Raw genomic sequence first — 15,623 nt, 5'->3', positions numbered from 1 at the left:
CGGAGGAGAGAGGGGTCCTGTGCGGCTGTCGAGTACAGCTGTCCATTCTGCCACAGCCGACGACGCGCCCGGACCCGTGGGTGGAGGCACCCGGACCGCCCTCGCTACGGGGGTCACGCGACGTCGCGGGGACGATGCCGCGTCGCGAGACGCACCCTTGGGACGGCGCGACGTCGCGCCGAGGCCGGGCCGCGGCGGAGGCCCGGGGTCGTACCGAAGCGCCGCGACATACGACGTACACGCCGCGACGTACGAGGCGCCATGCCGGAGGTACGAGGCGTTCTGCCGCGACGTACGAAGCCCTGTACCGCGAAGCCACGAAGCGCTGTGCCGCGACGTGGTGGACGGCGGGACGCGACGTCGCGGCCAGCGAGGCCGGTACGCGCCGGAGCGTCCGGCGGCGTGGCACGTCCGGGGCGGGGCCGGACATGCCGCGCCGTCGGCTGGCACGGTGGCGCGCGGCCTGGCGCTCAGGACATGGCGGGCACAGCGGGCTCGGGGATGCGGAAGGGCTCTCCGCATCCGCCGCACATGATCGGCGCCTGGGCCAGGACCGAGGGAACGACGCGTACGTTGCGCCCGCAGTCGCACACCGCCTTGACGCGCACGCCGCCGCCGGACGAACCGTGCCGGGCCGCGGGGCCGCGGAAGCTGCTCGACGAGTCGGTGGAGGTCGCGGCGGAGTGCGCCTTCAGCGCGCGGTGCAGCTGGTCGATCGTGGCCCGGTACCGCTTCCTCGCCTCGGTACCGAGAGTCACGAGGGAGAATCCGCTGCTCGGATGCGGCTCCTCGGGGTGGTCCAGGCCCAGTTCCTCGGCGATCGTGAGGAATCTGCGGTTGTGGTAGCGGCCGGCGCGGGAGGTGTCGCGCACACCCCGGGCGGCGGCGAGACCGTGAACTGCCTCGTGAAGCAGTCGTTCGAAGGAGAGTTCGTGTCCGCAGGCGGACGAGGACTCCCCGATCAGGGACTCGGGCGCGGCAAGATCCGGCAGGTCGGGGTGGTACCGCTGAATATCGGCCCACGCCCGCGCCAGCTCTGCGGCGAGAACAGGTGGTGTCGTGCTCACGTCGTGACCAACGAGCCGCGCGCGCGGCGTGTTCCTATTCCGGGCCATCCCAAATAATTTGCTCGTACCCGCCAGTTGGCCGTGATGCGTCCGGAGGAGGGCGGGTGCGTCGATGTGCGGAGAAGCCGTCACAGCTCCCCGCAAGACGGTACGTAGCGCCGCTACGCACAGCGTCCGGGGGACGCGGCGCCGGGACAGGTCAGGGGCGGCGGCGGGGAACACGCGGCGGGAGACGCGGGTCGTCCGGCTCCGTCGCGTGCCGCGTCGGGTGGTGTCCGCGCGGCGCGACGGGGCGACGTTACCGCGCGGCGCGAGCGGCGTTCGCGGCGGGGTGCGAGGGACGGATGCGGCGCGACGTCGCGTGCTCCGGCGAGGCGACGTCACCGCGGCGTCCCCTCGCGGCCCGCGCCGCGCACCCGCCGCGACGTCGCGGCAACGGCGCGCGGCGCGCCTCGTCCGGTGGCGCGGAGAGGGGGCGTCGCCCGGGGCAAACCGGAACGCGGACGGCGCACGGGAGCGCGGAACGTGGCACGCGAGCATTGGCCGACAAGCCCCGGGCGTCCCCTGGACGGCGTGGCGCGGACGGAGTTTCCTGGCATACGTGAGGGGGAGCACGCGCGGACAAGCGACGGCTCACGCCGCGCACGAGGGCGGCACGGGCCGCACGGGGGCGGACTGCACAGGCATCACACACCTCTGGGCCGATGGGGGCGCCATCCATGACATCCATGCTCGTGCGGGAACCACGTCGCGGGGCCACGGGCTCGCGGCGCACACACGACGAGGAACGGGCCGCCCTGGACTGGGCGGAGATCCAGGAGCGCATGCTCGTCCCGCTCTACGCGGCCGTGTACGAGCGCCTTGAGGTCGGACCGGACGCGCGCCTGCTCGGGCTCGGCTGCGGGGCGGGGCTCGCGTTGGTGCTCGCGCGGGCGCGGGGCGCGGCGGTGACCGGCGTGGACGAGGGGCCGAGGGCTCGGCTGGCGCTCGCCGCTGAGCGCCTCGGCTGCTCCATGTCCGGTGCGGGGCACTCGCGGGAGCCGGTTCCCCCGCCCGGGGCGTCCGTGGCACGCCGCGACGTCGCGGCGGGTGACGCGGTCCAGGGCCCGGAAGACGTCGCGACGTCGCGTCTCCTGCACGGGTCGCCCGCCCTCCTGCGCGACGTGGACGCGCCGCTGTACACGGTCGTGACGGCCTTTCAGCCTGCGGGCGCGACGGCGGGCGACTACGAGAGCCTCACGGCGCGGCTGCGCGCGGCGCTGCCCTTCGCGGCACACGGCGCGACGGTCGTGGTGGCCGGCTGGGGACCGCCCGAGCGGTGCGCCGCCTCGACGGTGCTGCGCGTCGCGACGCGACTCGCGGACACCGACGCGTCACTTCCCTTCGGCCCGGGTGAGCTGGGCGCGGGCGAAGGCTGGCGGCCGGAGCGCAGGGACGACCTGGAGGCCGTCGCCGCGCGGGCGGGGCTGCGACTGCTGGGCTCGGGGCGCGTGGCCTGCCCCTTCGGGTACGCGGGGCTGTCGGCCGCGGTGCGCGGTCTGCTGTCCACCGGGCTCTTCGACGCGGCGATCGAGGCGACGGACGCCGCGCAGGTGGACAAGGAACTGCGCGAGGCCCTGCACCCGTACACGCGGCGGGACGGCACCGTCTGGATGCCGAACGTCTTCCGCTACGTCGTCGCGCGGCGGGACTGAGGGGACGCGGCAGAACGCGGCGCGGAGAACGGGCGGTACGTGGCGCGACGTCGCGCGGGCTCCGCACCGCTGCCCACGCCGCGCGACGTCGCGACGTAGCGCGCACAGTCGGCCCCACGTCGCGCCCCCGCGGCACCGTGCCGTGCCCTGCCGCCGCGCCGCGTGCAGGTCGCGCCGCTTCCGCACCGTCGCCGCACCGTACGCGACGTCGCATATGCCACGTCGCGCCGACAGCCGTCACCTGCGCCCCGTCGGCTCGGGCGCGGACATCGCGGCGTCAGGGCGAAGTGTCGTACCGCCGTCGGCCGCCGCGTCTGCGCGCGGCGTCCGCCACGCGGCGTATCCCTCCGCCGCGACGGGTCCGGTTTCGGCCACGCGAAAGCCGTCGCCCGTATCCCGCTTCAGTCGGTCTTGGCGAGGCGGGGGATGCCCGCGGCGCGGTAGGCGTCGGCCTCGTCGAGGGTTTCGCTCTCCAGGAGGGCGCCGGCGAGGGCGTCGAGTTGGCCACGGTGTTCCTGGAGGGTGCGCAGGGCGTGGGCGTAGCACTCGTCGACGATGCGGCGCATCTCCTCGTCGATGGTGTCGAGCGTCGCGGGCGCGGCGGCGAGACCGTAGGGCTGCTGGCCGTCGTTGGGGAGGGCGGAGAGCCTCCCGACGCGTTCGCTCATGCCCCAGCGGCCCACCATGCCGCGCGCGAGGTTGGTGACCTGTTCGAGGTCGCTCTCGGCGCCGGTCGTGATGACGCCGAAGACGAGTTGCTCGGCCGCCATGCCGCCCAGCGCGCCGATGATACGGCCGCGCAGGTACTCCTCCGTATAGGCGTACTTGTCGGCGTCCGGGGTGGAGAGGGTGACGCCGAGGGCGCGACCGCGCGGCACGATCGTGATCTTGCGGACCGGGTCGGCGCCGGGTTGCAGCATGCCGAGCAGAGCGTGGCCGCTCTCGTGGTACGCGGTCCTGCGCCGTTCCTCGCCGGGCATGACCAGGCTGCGTTCGGCGCCGAGCTGCACCTTCTCCAGGGCGCCGGTGAAGTCGGGCATGGTCACGTCCTGCTTGCGACGCTTGACGGCGAGGAGGGCGGCCTCGTTGGCGAGGTTGGCGAGGTCGGCGCCGGTCATGCCGGGGGTGATGCGGGCGACCTGGGCGAGGTCGACATCGGGGGCGAGCGGGATGCCGCGGGTGTGGATGCGCAGGATCGCCTCGCGGCCTTCGCGGTCCGGGGGGCTGACGACGACGGTACGGTCGAAGCGGCCCGGGCGGGTGAGGGCGGGGTCCAGGACGTCGGCCCGGTTGGTCGCGGCGATGACGACGACGCCCTCGGAGCCGGAGAAGCCGTCCATCTCGGTGAGGATCTGGTTGAGGGTCTGCTCGCGCTCGTCGTGGCCGCCGAGCCCGGAGCCGCCGCCCCGTGCGCGACCGATCGTGTCGATTTCGTCGATGAAGATGATCGATGGCGCGACCTTGCGCGCCTCGGCGAACAGTTCACGCACGCGGCTCGCGCCGACGCCGACGATCATCTCGATGAACTCGGAGGCCGAAGCGGAGAAGAAGGGCACGTTCGCTTCGCCCGCCACGGCGCGTGCGAGCAGCGTCTTTCCCGTTCCGGGCGGTCCGGTGAGCAGGACGCCGCGCGGCATCTTCGCGCCCATGGCGCGGTAGGCGTCGGGATGCTTGAGGAAGTCGACGACGTCGTTCAGCTCCCCCTCGACCTCGTCGATGCCCGCGACGTCGGCGAAGGTGGTGCGCTTGCCGCCCTCCATCTCGATCGGTTTGGGCGGCTGCTTGCGGCCGAGCATCCCGCCGGCGCCGCCGAGGCCGGAACTGACGCGGCGCGCGATGAACAGCCACAGCACGATGATCAGGATCATCGGCGCCAGGGAGATGAGCAGATTGGTCAGCAGGCTGCGTTCCTGCACGACGGGGCGTGCGGTGACGGTGACCTTGTGGCGTTCGAGGTCTGCCCAGATCTTGTCATCGGCGAAAGAAGGGCGCTGCGTCGTGAACTTCTTGTAGTCCCCGTCGCCGTCCGCGTCTTTCGGTTTCGGCTTGGACGTGCGGAGTTCGCCCTGGATCGAGTCGCCCTTGGAATAGATCTTGTCGACGTTGTTGTCGGCGACCTGCTTGCTGAACTCGGTGTACGAGATCGTGGTGTCGTCGTCGTGGTTGACCAGTGTGAGGATCAGGTTGGTCAGGAGGTAGACGAGGAGCGCGGCGATGATGATCCGCCCCCAGGGCGGCTTCCGTTTCGGCGGCGGCGGAGGCGGTGCCCCCTCCGAGCGCCACGGCTGGTCCGTCCGGTCGCGCGGGGGTACGGGATTGCTCACGCGTGCTCCTTCGCCGCCGGACGGGTCCTCCCCCGCATGCCTTGATCCGGACATTAACGGAGGTATGCCGTGGCAGCTCCCCGGCTTCGGCCGGACAGGGGGCGGGCGAGGAGACGGGGGGTCGCGGAAGGGGGGACGGCGACGGCGGGGACGTCGCGTGCGTTCGGGAGCTGGGGGACGTCGCGTACGTGTCGCGTCGCGTCGCGGATGGAACGACGGGCACGTCGCGACGTGGCGCACGGGCGGCAGCGACGCGACGTCGCCTACGCGCGCGACGACGCGACGTCGCGTACGGGCCGGACGCCGCCCAGCCACGCGACGTCGCCGGCGTCGCGGCGGGACGCCCGGGCCTGTGCGCACCCGACGTCGCGTGGTCGCGTACCGCCGTACGGCGCGTGCACGCGTCGTACGGCGCGTCCCCTGCCGCCCGACCCCGCGCCCCGCACGCCAAGACGGGGCGTACGCGAAGGCGGGGTGTACGCGAAGGCGGGGCGTACGCGAAGGCGGGGCGTACGCGAAGGCGGGGCGTACGCGAGGGCGGGGCGCCCCCCTTCTTCAGGGGGCGCCCCGCCCTCGCGTACGACAGTCCGAGGACCGCTCAGCCCATGAACTTCTTGAACTCGTCCGGCAGCTCGAAGGCCCCGCCGCCCTGCTGGGCGTCGTCCTGGCCGCCGATCGCGGCCTGGGCGCGGCGTTCGGCGGCGGCCTGCTCCTCGGCCTTGCGCTTCATCGGGTTGCCGCTGCGGCGCTTGCCCTTGGCCTGCTTCTGCTGCTTCTTCTGGCGGCCTGGGCCACCGCCCATGCCCGGCATGCCGGGAAGACCGGGCATGCCGCCGCCCTGCGCCATGCGCGACATCATCTTGCGCGCCTCGAAGAAGCGCTCCACGAGGTTCTTCACCGCGCTGACCTCGACGCCGGAGCCCTTGGCGATACGGGCACGACGCGAGCCGTTGATGATCGTCGCGTCGGCGCGCTCGGCCGGCGTCATCGACTTGATGATGGCGGCGGTGCGGTCGACGTCGCGCTCGTCGAGGTTGTTGATCTGGTCCTTGATCTGGCCCATGCCGGGCAGCATGCCGAGCAGCTTGGAGATGGAGCCCATCTTCCGGACCTGCTCCATCTGCGCGAGGAAGTCGTCGAGCGTGAACTCCTTCGGGCCCTTCTGCAGCTTGCGGGCCATTTCTTCGGCCTCTTGCTGGCTGAAGGTCCGCTCGGCCTGCTCGATGAGCGTGAGCACGTCGCCCATGTCGAGGATGCGCGACGCCATCCGGTCCGGGTGGAACGCGTCGAAGTCCTCAAGCTTCTCGCCGTTGGAGGCGAACATGACCTGCTTGCCGGTGACGTGCGCGATGGAGAGCGCCGCACCGCCTCGCGCGTCGCCGTCGAGCTTCGAGAGCACGACGCCGTCGAAGCCGACCCCGTCGCGGAAGGCCTCGGCGGTGTTCACCGCGTCCTGGCCGATCATCGCGTCGACGACGAAGAGGATCTCATCGGGGCTCACGGCGTCGCGGATGTCCGCGGCCTGCCGCATCAGCTCCTGGTCGATGCCGAGTCGGCCGGCGGTGTCGACGATCACGACGTCGTACTGCTTCGTCCGCGCGTACTCGACGGAGTCCTTCGCGACCTGGACGGGGTCGCCGACGCCGTTGCCGGGCTGCGGCGCGTAGATGCCGACGCCGGCCCGCTCGGCGACGACGCTGAGCTGGTTCACCGCGTTGGGGCGCTGGAGGTCGCAGGCGACGAGCAGCGGCGAGTGGCCCTGCCCCTGGAGCCAGCGGCCGAGCTTGCCGGCGAGGGTCGTCTTACCGGCACCTTGGAGACCCGCGAGCATGATCACGGTCGGGGGCTGCTTCGCGAAGCGGAGGCGACGCGTCTCGCCACCGAGGATGCCGACGAGCTCCTCGTTGACGATCTTGATGACCTGCTGCGCGGGGTTGAGCGCCTTGGAGACCTCTTCGCCGAGGGCTCGCTCCTTGACCTTCTTGATGAAGGCGCGCACGACGGGAAGCGCGACGTCGGCTTCGAGGAGCGCGATGCGGATCTCCCGCGCGGTGGCATCGATGTCCGCCTCGGACAGCCGCCCCTTGCCACGGAGGCTCTTGAAAGTCGCTGAGAGGCGATCGGAGAGGGTATCGAACACGGCGCTCGTCGGTCCTCGGGGTCGGGGGCAGGGGTAATCGCTGTCTAGGGTATCCGCCCTGCCGCGAACGAAAGCCGTCGCGGGGGAAAGGGGGCCAGTCGCGGGTACGGGGCGGGCGGATCGCACGCGACGTGGCACATGCGACGTCGCGCCGGGAACGTCGGGGCGCACGCGCGGTGGCATATGCGACGTCGCGTGCGACCTGCGCTTTTTACGCCACGTCGCGCGCGCTTCGGGGGCGACGTCTCCGCGTCGTGCGTCGGCACGGAGCGCGTCGCCGCATGCCGCCGCGTCGTTGGTCGCTACGTCGCCGCCGCGTCGCACCCGCCCCCCTCGCGTCGCGGTGCTCTCACCCCAGCCTGCGTTCCAGTTCGGCCGCGAGTGCCGACGCGACGTCGGGGGCGAGGGGGCCGCCGTCCGGGCCTGTGACGTAGAAGGCGTCGACGGCGTTGGCACCGAGGGTGCTGGCGTGGGCGCTGCGTACTCGTACCCCGGCGCTCTCCAGCGCCAGGCCGAGGCGGTGCAGCAGACCGGGGGCGTCCTGGGCCCGGACCTCGATGACCGTCGCGCTGCGGGAAGCGGCGGGGGCGACGCGTACCCGGGGCGGGGGTACGGAGAGGCCCTTGCGGCGTGGGTACGCCGCGTCGCGCTCCGCGAGACGGCCCCGGATGTCGAGGCTGCCGTCCAGGGCGCGGACGAGGTCGGCGCGCAATCGCGTCGCCTGGGGCAGTGAGCCGTACGCGGCGGACACGCGCCAGTCCAGGACGAGGACGGCGGTGGCCTCGCCCGCGCGCGCTTCACCGGACGCGACGTCTCGCTGGACGTCGCGCGGCACGTCCCGCGGGGCATCGGGCGCCGTGCGCAGTTCCCGGGGGATGTCCGTGCCCCGGAATTCCGCGGTGCGGACGGTGAGCCGGTGCATCGCGAGGACGCCGGCGACGGCGGGCAGGACGCCGGGCTGGTCCGGCACCGCGACGAGTAGTTCGACGCCCACGGGAGCCTGCGCGTCAGCCTCCGCGTCCCCCGGCTCTGCCTCGTGACGGGTGCGGAGGGTCAGGACGGGGCCCGCGGTGCGGTACGCCTCGACGGCCAGCCGTTCCTGCTCGGCGGTGAGCGCCGCGGGCTCCGGCGCGGGGGGCTCGGCGCCGGAGAGCGCGGCGGCGACGCGGCCGGCGAGGTCGTCGACGAGCGAGGCGCGCCACGCGGACCACGCGGCGGGGCCCGTCGCGAGGGCGTCGGCCTCGGTGAGGGCGTGCAGCAGTTCCAGCGTCGCGACGTCGCGCACGGCGTCGGCGACGCCGCGCACCGTCGCGGGATCGTCCAGGTCACGTCGCGTCGCGGTCTCGACGAGCAGCAGGTGGTGCCGCACGACTGTCGCGAGCGTCGCGACGTCCGCCGCGTCGAAGCCGATGCGCGCCGCGACGTCGCGCACGATGATCTCGCCCGCCGCCGAGTGGTCGCCCGGCCATCCCTTGCCGAGGTCGTGGAGCAGCGCCGCGACGAGCAGCAGGTCGGGGCGGGAGACGCGACGGGTGAGCGCGGCGGCGCGTACCGCCGTCTCGACGAGGTGGCGGTCGACGGTCCAGGTGTGGACGGCGTTGCGCTGCGGGCGGCACCGTACGCGTTCCCAGTCGGGCAGCAGCCTGGTGACGAGGCCGCCCGCCTCCATTGCCTCCCAGACCTCGACGGTGGGGCGTCCGGCACCGAGCAGGGTGACCAGTTCCTCGCGGGCCTCGGCCGGCCACGGTGCCGGGAGCGGAGGGCAGGCGGTGGCGAGGCGGCGTACGGCGTGGGGCGACAGCGGGAGAGCGGCCTGCGCGGCAGCCGCCGCGGCGCGCAACGGCAGGACGGCGTCGCGTTCGGGGCGCGCCGTCCGGGCGAGCACCGCCTCGCCCTCCTGCTCGACGACGCCCTCGGCGAGTGGCGTGCGCTCGGGGGCGCCGCGCCCGCCGCCGAAGACGGCGCGCAGCCGGGGCCGCAGCGAGCGGGCGCGCAGGACGCGCTCCACTTCGCGCCACGTGACGTCGCCCGCGTACGCGAGGGTGCGTGCCGCTTCGTAGACGTGCCGGAGCAGCGCGTCGGCGTCGAGCAGGCCGAGGTGGGCGGCGACCTGGTCCTGTTCCTGGAGCGCGAGGCGGTCGGTGGCGCGCCCCGTCGCGAGGTGGAGGGCGTCGCGTACGTCGAGGAGGGTGCGGCGCGCCTCGTCGAGGCCGGCGCGCGGCGCGTCGGCGAGCCACGACGCGGCGACGGCGCGCAGGGCTGTCGCGTCGCGCAGGCCGCCGCGCGCCTCCTTGAGGTCGGGTTCGAGGAGGAACTGGAGCTCCCCGTGGCGCTCGGCGCGTTCGACGCACAGTTCGTGGAGGGCCGGCAGGCGTTTGGGGGCCTGGTTACGCCAGTCGGCGAAGACGGTGGACCGCAGCGCGGTCGTCAGCCCGAGGTCGCCCGCGACGTGGCGGGCGTCCAGGAGGCCGAGGTGGACCTTCAGGTCCTCGCCGGCGGTCTTGCGCGCCTCGTCCGGGGTGCGCACGGAGTGGTCGAGATCGAGGCCAAGGTCCCACACGGGGTACCAGACGCGGTCGGCGACGGCGGCGACGGCGGCCGGTTCGGCGCGGCCGTCGTGGAGGAGCAGCAGGTCGAGGTCGCTGCGCGGGGAGAGTTCGCCGCGTCCGTAGCCGCCGACCGCCACGAGGGCGACGCCGCGTGGGGGCGCGGCGGCGTCGAAGAGCGCGGCGAGCCAGGTGTCGGTGAGGGTGGCGAGCGCCTGCCGCCGGGCGCGGCCGTCCTGCGCGTTCTCGTGCAGCAGACGCAGTCGCGCCGCCGCGTAGCCCCCGGGCTCGGCGTCTTCGGTTTCCTGGCGTTGGTCGAGGCTCGTCACCCGGCAGCTCCTGGCCCCCGCCGGAGCGGGATTCGTGGTCGGTCGGCGGTGTCAACGGCGAAGGTTCGTTGGTTCCTGCGAGATAGGTCTCTCGTGATCGCGACGGTTTCCCGCGATCTGCCGGACGTCGCGGCGTCGCGACGTCGCGGTAAAAGCGCAGGTCGCACGCGACGTCGCATATGCCACGTCGCGTGCGCCCGAACGCGCGGCGCGCCCCGTACCCGCCGCCCCGCCGTCCCACGCGACGTCGCATGTGCCACGTCCCGTACCCCCGATACGCCCGTCCCCCGCCCCGTACGTCGCGTGGGCGGCGTGCGGGGCGGGGGACGTCGGGGCGGCGCCGGGCATCGTGGAGGGGGTCAGAGTGCGTCGGGGCCGCGCTCGCCGGTGCGGACGCGGACAGCGGTCTCGACGGGGAGGCTCCAGACCTTGCCGTCACCGATCTTGCCGGTGCGGGCGGCCTTGACCACGACCTCGATCAGCTGCTCGGCGTCCTCGTCCTCGACGAGCACCTCGACGCGGATCTTGGGCACGAGGTCGACGGTGTACTCCGCGCCCCGGTAGACCTCCGTGTGGCCGCGCTGCCGGCCGTAGCCGCTCGCCTCGCTCACCGTCAGTCCGTGGACGCCGAAGGCCTGGAGGGCTTCCTTGATCTCGTCGAGCCGGTGCGGCTTGACGACCGCGGTGATGAGCTTCATGCGTCCACCTTCTTGTTCGTCGCCGGGGCCGCCGCGGTCTCGGTCGCGAGCGGGGCCGATGTGCTGCGGGGCAGGGAGCCGCCGCCGGCCCCGCTGTAGTCGTACGCGGTCTCGGCGTGCTCGACCTGGTCGATGCCCGAGACCTCGTCGTCCTCGGCGACTCGCATGCCCATGGTCTTGTCGATGAGGAAGGCGAGGAGCGCGGAGACGACGAGAGAGTACGCGAGGACGCCGAAGACGCCCGCGGCCTGCTTGCCGAGCTGGTCGAGCCCGCCGCCGTAGAAGAGGCCCTTGGCGTCGGACTGGACGCCGCCGGTGGCGAAGAAGCCGACGAGCAGGGAGCCGACGATCCCGCCGACGAGGTGGACACCGACGACGTCGAGCGAGTCGTCGTAGCCGAACTTGAACTTGAGCCCGACGGCCATGGCGCACAGCAGACCGGCGATCGCGCCGACGGCGATCGCGCCGAGGGGGCTGACCGCGCCGCCGGACGGGGTGATCGCGACGAGGCCCGCGACGGCGCCGGACGCCGCGCCGAGGGTCGTGAAGGCGCCGTGGCGGATCTTCTCGTAGATGAGCCAGGCGAGCATCGCGGCGCCGGTGGCGACCTGTGTGTTGAGGAACATCACGGCGCCCACGCCGTCGTCGTTGCCGAGCCACGAGCCGGCGTTGAAGCCGAACCAGCCGAACCACAGCAGTCCGGCGCCGAGCATCACGAGCGGCAGGTTGTGGGGCCGCATCGGGTCCTTCTTGAAGCCGACGCGCTTGCCGATGACGAGGATGACGCCGAGCGCCGCGGCGCCCGCGTTGATGTGGACGGCCGTACCACCGGCGAAGTCGATGACGCCGAGGTCGTAGGCCCAGCCGCCGGTGCCCCAGACCCAGTGCGCGACGGGGAAGTACACGATCGTGACCCAGAGCGCGATGAAGAGCGCCCAGGCGGTGAACTTGACGCGGTCGGCGAGCGCGCCGCTGATGAGCGCGGGCGTCAGGATCGCGAACATCAGCTGGAAGACGGCGAAGACGTAGATCGGGATGGTGTAACCGTCCCAGAGCTCCACGACGCCGATTCCGCTGAGTCCGACGAAGTCGCCGTTCCAGCCGATCAGGCTTCCCTTGTCCGTCCCGAAGGCGAGACTGAAGCCGTAGAGCACCCACAGGATCGTGACGATCCCGAGGCTGATGAAGCTCATCATCAGCATGTTGAGAGTGCTCTTGACGCGGACCATGCCTCCGTAGAAGAAGGCCAGCGCCGGGGTCATCAACATGACCAGGGCGGAACAGATGAGCATGAATCCCGTGTTCGCGGCAGACAGCTGGGGAGCGTCTGCGGCGAGCGCAATGCCTGGGGGCATCTGCGTCTCCTCGTCGTCGGTGCGGCCCGTGCGGGCTCAACCAGTGCGGTCGTGAGGGGTGGGCCGTTATGCGCCATGAGGTTGTCGCAGCGCGGTTTCGGTCGATGCCCCTCGGTGTTTCACCGCCATGACGAAGGCACGATGCGTGTTACGCGTTCATGAACCGCGACGCGGGCCCGTGCCGCGTCGTTATCGTCGCGCAACCTACGGGACGGCCCGCGACGCCTCGCGCGCTTCCGGCGTCCGTATACCTGCGCGGGCCACCCGGATGCCGCGCCGGAGCACGACGCGGCGACGGAGGAGGGGCGACGTACGGGCGGAGATGGCCGGAATCGGGCGGTCGCGGCGTCGCGTGGGGGACCGGGTACGTCGCGCTGCGGACGGGGGGCGTCGCATGACGGACGGGGGACGTCGCGTGGCGGACCGGGTACGTCGCGTGTCGGTCGCGCTACGTCGCGTACGCGGCGGGGCGACGTCGCGCCGCCACGTTCCGCGTCGCACGGTGGGCCACGTCGCGTCGGGCGGGGGCGACGTCGCGTCGCGCGGAGGGAGGCGACGTCGCGTCGCCCTACGCCCCACCGCCCACCCGCCACCTACACCTCCGCGTCCCCGTCCTCCGGAAGCTGCCGCGCCACTTCGTCGCGGAGCCGGCGGACCTCGGGGACGGCGCCGTAGGCGCGGACGACCTGGTCGACCGTCGTGCGCAAACGGTTGTTGAGGCGTTCCGAGCGGACCTTGCGGGCGATGCCGATGGCCGCGCCGGCACGTTCGGCGCTCAGTTCGGGTTCTTTCTTGATCAGGTGGACGGTCGAGAGGCCGATGAGATTGAGCGCGTACGAACGGTGGTGATCGAGGTCGCTGCCGAAGAGTTCGACGGCGCGCTCGATGCGCGGCTCGGCGAGGGCGGCGTACTCCTTGTGGCGCCCGGCCGTGTAAACGAGGTCGCGGAAGGAGTGGCCGTTCTCGGCGTGCAGTTCGGCCTCGGTGAAGAACCCGATCCAGTCCGGGTCGCGCTCCTCGCCCGCGGACTCGGTCGCCTCCGCGTACGTGTCCTCCGCGATGCGTACGGCGCGCTTGCACTTGCCGGGCTGGGCGAGGTTGGCGTAGGCGCGCGCCTCCATGGCGTAGAGCATCGCCTGCGTGCGCCCCGTCGCCTCGTGGCGGCTGCCGTACTGCGCGAGGTGGATGAGTTCGAGCGCGTCGTCGGCGCGGCCGAGGTGGATCATCTGACGCGCCATGTTGGAGAGGATGTAGGAGCCGAGGGGCTGGTCCCCGGCCTCCTTCGCCGCGTGCAGGGCGAGGACGAAGTACTTCTGCGCGGCGGGCTGGAGGCCGATGTCGTAGCTCATCCAACCGGCCAGTTCGCCGAGTTCGGCCGCGACGCGGAAGAGGCGGCGCCCGGTCTCGGCGGTCTGCGGTTCCTGGAGCAGGTCGGTGACCTCGTGCAATTGCCCGACGACCGCTTTGCGGCGCAGTCCGCCCCCACTCTGGGCGTCCCACTTGCGGAACATGACCGTCGTTGATTCGAGAAGAGCGAGTTCTGGTTCGGACAGGCGGCGCGCCGTGCGGTTGGGCGTGGCGATGTCGGCGAGCGTGGGGAGGCGTTCGCCGTGCGCGGGCTGAAGCCAGCGCTGCATCGGCTCGACGAGCGCGGCGCCCGCCGTCAGCGCGAGGGAGCCGCCGAGGAAGCCGCGCCGCGCGAGCATGAGGTCGCTGCGCGAGAACTCACTCATCAGGGCGACGGCCTGGGGCGCCGTCCAGGGCAGGTCGATGCCCGCCGTCGACGGTGTCTGGTGGACGGGCCGCAGGCCGAGGTCCTCGACGCTGACGGCGCAGCCGAAGCGTTCCGAGAAGAGCGTCGAGAGCAGCCGCGGGATCGGGTCGCGCGGCTGTTCACCGTCGAGCCAGCGGCGTACCCGCGAGGTGTCGGTCGAGATGTGCACGGCTCCGAGCTGGCGCGCCCTGCGGTTGACCTGCCGCGCGAGTTCGCCCTTGGACCAGCCGCTGCGGACGAACCAGGATTCGAGGAGTGCGTTGGGTTTCTTGTCGACGCCGTCACCCGCGCCGTAGTCGGCCTCGCTGTTCGTTCCACCGAATCCCCGGCTCATGTCCATGAGCACGCCCCCATCCGTCACCCGTCGCACCGCGCCTCTGCCGTACGCGGCCCCGACCCCCTCAGCATGCGCGACGTCGCGTACGCCCACGCGCGCCAGGGGGCGACGGTGCGCACGATCGCGCCGCCACCCTCGCTACGCGCCGTCGCCACGCCGCGTCGCCGCCGTCGCCACGCGCGCCGTCGCCGCATCCGCGGGCGGCGTTCGACGCCTCCTCGTCATGGCCCGACGCGGCGCGCCACACTGCCGGAGCCTGTCCCGTGAAGGTAGGACGTCCCTTACGCGCGCACGAGCCCGCCCGGGGAAACGCCACCTTTCGCCACCCCCGCGCCAATAACTCGCCCTGGACTTCACACGATTGACTGACGACAGACGAACGGGAAGCAGCGCACAGAAGCGCGCCGGGGCGCGCACGCAGATACACGCGCCCCTCCGCACGCCACGCGATACGCACGGAGCGTCACTCCGGTGGTTCAGTGCGTAACCGGCGGAGCGTCAACGGCGTTGGACGCTCCAGACACGTTGGAGGGGGCATGGGCTTCACGATCGGCGGCATTCGGGAGAAGCGCGAGGGCGTGCGGCGCCGCGGACGCTCCTCGGAGGGCACCACGGTGGCCGAGTTCACGGGGCTGTGGGGCTGGGCCGTCGCGCCGGGGGCGCGGATCGAGGCGGGCGGCTGCTCCTGCGGCGACGCGGCGTGCGGGGCGCCCGGCGCGCACCCGCTGCGCCGGGCGCGTCCGGTCCGGGCCGGCGCCACGCTCGCCGACGCGACGGCGGCGTGGTCCCGCTGGCCGGGTGCCGCGCTCATGCTGCCCGTCGGCGCGGCCTTCGACGTGCTCGACGTCGCGGAGCGCGCCGGCCGCCACGCCCTCGCCCGCCTGGAGCGCATGGGCCTGCCCCCCGGCCCCGTCGCCCTCACCCCGCAGGGCCGCGCGCAGTTCTACGTGGCACCGGGCTCCGCCGCGGCCCTCCCCCGTCTCCTCGCCCGCACGGGCTGGGACGACGCGCACCTCGACCTCCGCGCGCTCGGCACCGGCACGTACGTCACCGCGCCGCCCTCCGACCGCGGCGGGCTCGGCCCGGTGCGCTGGCTGCGCGCGCCCTCGCTCGACACGGCTCTGCGCCCGCCGGAGCTCCGCCTGCTGCTCGGCACGCTCGCGTACGTGGCGCACCGGGTGCGGGGGTAACGGAGTAGGGGGCGGGGCGGGCGGTACGGGGTTGGGGCGGCCGCGCGCGGGGGCGGCGGGCGTAGGCGTACCCCCTCACCGCCGCCGCACCAGGGCCCACCCCGCAACGGAGACAGCGAAAAGGCCCCGCAGGCGTGTGCCACGGGGCCTTTCCTCGCGCTTCGTCGCG

General features: G+C 73.1%; 9 protein-coding genes. 2 read left to right on the top strand and 7 right to left on the bottom strand.

Features of this window, described 5'->3' with window-relative positions; all coding sequences use genetic code 11:
* Positions 1 to 470 precede the first annotated feature (470 nt).
* Entirely contained in the window at positions 471 to 1,115 is a 645-nt protein-coding gene (locus ACIP4O_RS14975; RefSeq protein ID WP_401574844.1) for a hypothetical protein, read from the bottom strand.
* 680 nt (positions 1,116 to 1,795) lie between these two features.
* On the opposite strand from ACIP4O_RS14975, the gene ACIP4O_RS14970 reads away from it, so the two are divergent.
* Entirely contained in the window at positions 1,796 to 2,761 is a 966-nt protein-coding gene (locus ACIP4O_RS14970; protein ID WP_401574958.1) for an SAM-dependent methyltransferase, read from the top strand.
* Between the two features lie 401 nt (positions 2,762 to 3,162).
* On the opposite strand, the gene ftsH is transcribed toward ACIP4O_RS14970, so the two are convergent.
* The 6 genes from ftsH to ACIP4O_RS14940 form a co-directional block, all read right to left on the bottom strand.
* Positions 3,163 to 5,085, bottom strand: a complete 1,923-nt coding sequence (gene ftsH, locus ACIP4O_RS14965) for an ATP-dependent zinc metalloprotease FtsH (RefSeq protein WP_361330235.1) — start codon at positions 5,083 to 5,085, stop codon at positions 3,163 to 3,165.
* 598 nt (positions 5,086 to 5,683) lie between these two features.
* Complete coding sequence (gene ffh / locus ACIP4O_RS14960; RefSeq protein WP_361330232.1) at positions 5,684 to 7,225, bottom strand: signal recognition particle protein; 1,542 nt, start codon at positions 7,223 to 7,225, stop codon at positions 5,684 to 5,686.
* Between the two features lie 349 nt (positions 7,226 to 7,574).
* Positions 7,575 to 10,100, bottom strand: coding sequence for a [protein-PII] uridylyltransferase (locus ACIP4O_RS14955; RefSeq protein ID WP_401574843.1), 2,526 nt, complete (start codon positions 10,098 to 10,100; stop codon positions 7,575 to 7,577).
* A 359-nt stretch (positions 10,101 to 10,459) separates the two neighbouring features.
* The gene (locus ACIP4O_RS14950; RefSeq protein ID WP_030995537.1) at positions 10,460 to 10,798 is read right to left on the bottom strand and encodes a P-II family nitrogen regulator; all 339 of its coding nucleotides are present in this window, start codon (positions 10,796 to 10,798) and stop codon (positions 10,460 to 10,462) included.
* Entirely contained in the window at positions 10,795 to 12,153 is a 1,359-nt protein-coding gene (locus ACIP4O_RS14945; protein ID WP_361330226.1) for an ammonium transporter, read from the bottom strand. Before ACIP4O_RS14945 ends, ACIP4O_RS14950 begins: the two co-directional genes overlap by 4 nt.
* 593 nt (positions 12,154 to 12,746) lie before the next feature.
* Positions 12,747 to 14,261 (bottom strand): hypothetical protein, encoded by a 1,515-nt coding sequence (locus ACIP4O_RS14940; protein ID WP_401574957.1) that lies wholly within the window; start codon positions 14,259 to 14,261, stop codon positions 12,747 to 12,749.
* Between the two features lie 539 nt (positions 14,262 to 14,800).
* Between ACIP4O_RS14940 and ACIP4O_RS14935 the strand changes: the two genes are divergently transcribed.
* Entirely contained in the window at positions 14,801 to 15,454 is a 654-nt protein-coding gene (locus tag ACIP4O_RS14935; protein ID WP_401574842.1) for a bifunctional DNA primase/polymerase, read from the top strand.
* Positions 15,455 to 15,623 lie beyond the last annotated feature (169 nt).

Origin of the sequence: Streptomyces sp. NPDC088923 (assembly GCF_044749745.1) — a bacterium.
Classification (GTDB): Bacteria; Actinomycetota; Actinomycetes; order Streptomycetales; family Streptomycetaceae; genus Streptomyces.
The sequence above is the reverse complement of the archived record's forward strand: the minus strand, read 5'-3'. Positions and strand labels throughout refer to the sequence as shown.

Coding starts and splice junctions, on each gene's coding strand:
- ACIP4O_RS14975 (WP_401574844.1), bottom strand. CDS start 1,115: ATGGCCCGGAATAGGAACACGCCGCGCGCGCGGCTCGTTGGTCACGAC.
- ACIP4O_RS14970 (WP_401574958.1), top strand. CDS start 1,796: ATGCTCGTGCGGGAACCACGTCGCGGGGCCACGGGCTCGCGGCGCACA.
- ACIP4O_RS14950 (WP_030995537.1), bottom strand. CDS start 10,798: ATGAAGCTCATCACCGCGGTCGTCAAGCCGCACCGGCTCGACGAGATC.
- ACIP4O_RS14945 (WP_361330226.1), bottom strand. CDS start 12,153: ATGCCCCCAGGCATTGCGCTCGCCGCAGACGCTCCCCAGCTGTCTGCC.
- ACIP4O_RS14940 (WP_401574957.1), bottom strand. CDS start 14,261: ATGAGCCGGGGATTCGGTGGAACGAACAGCGAGGCCGACTACGGCGCG.
- ACIP4O_RS14935 (WP_401574842.1), top strand. CDS start 14,801: ATGGGCTTCACGATCGGCGGCATTCGGGAGAAGCGCGAGGGCGTGCGG.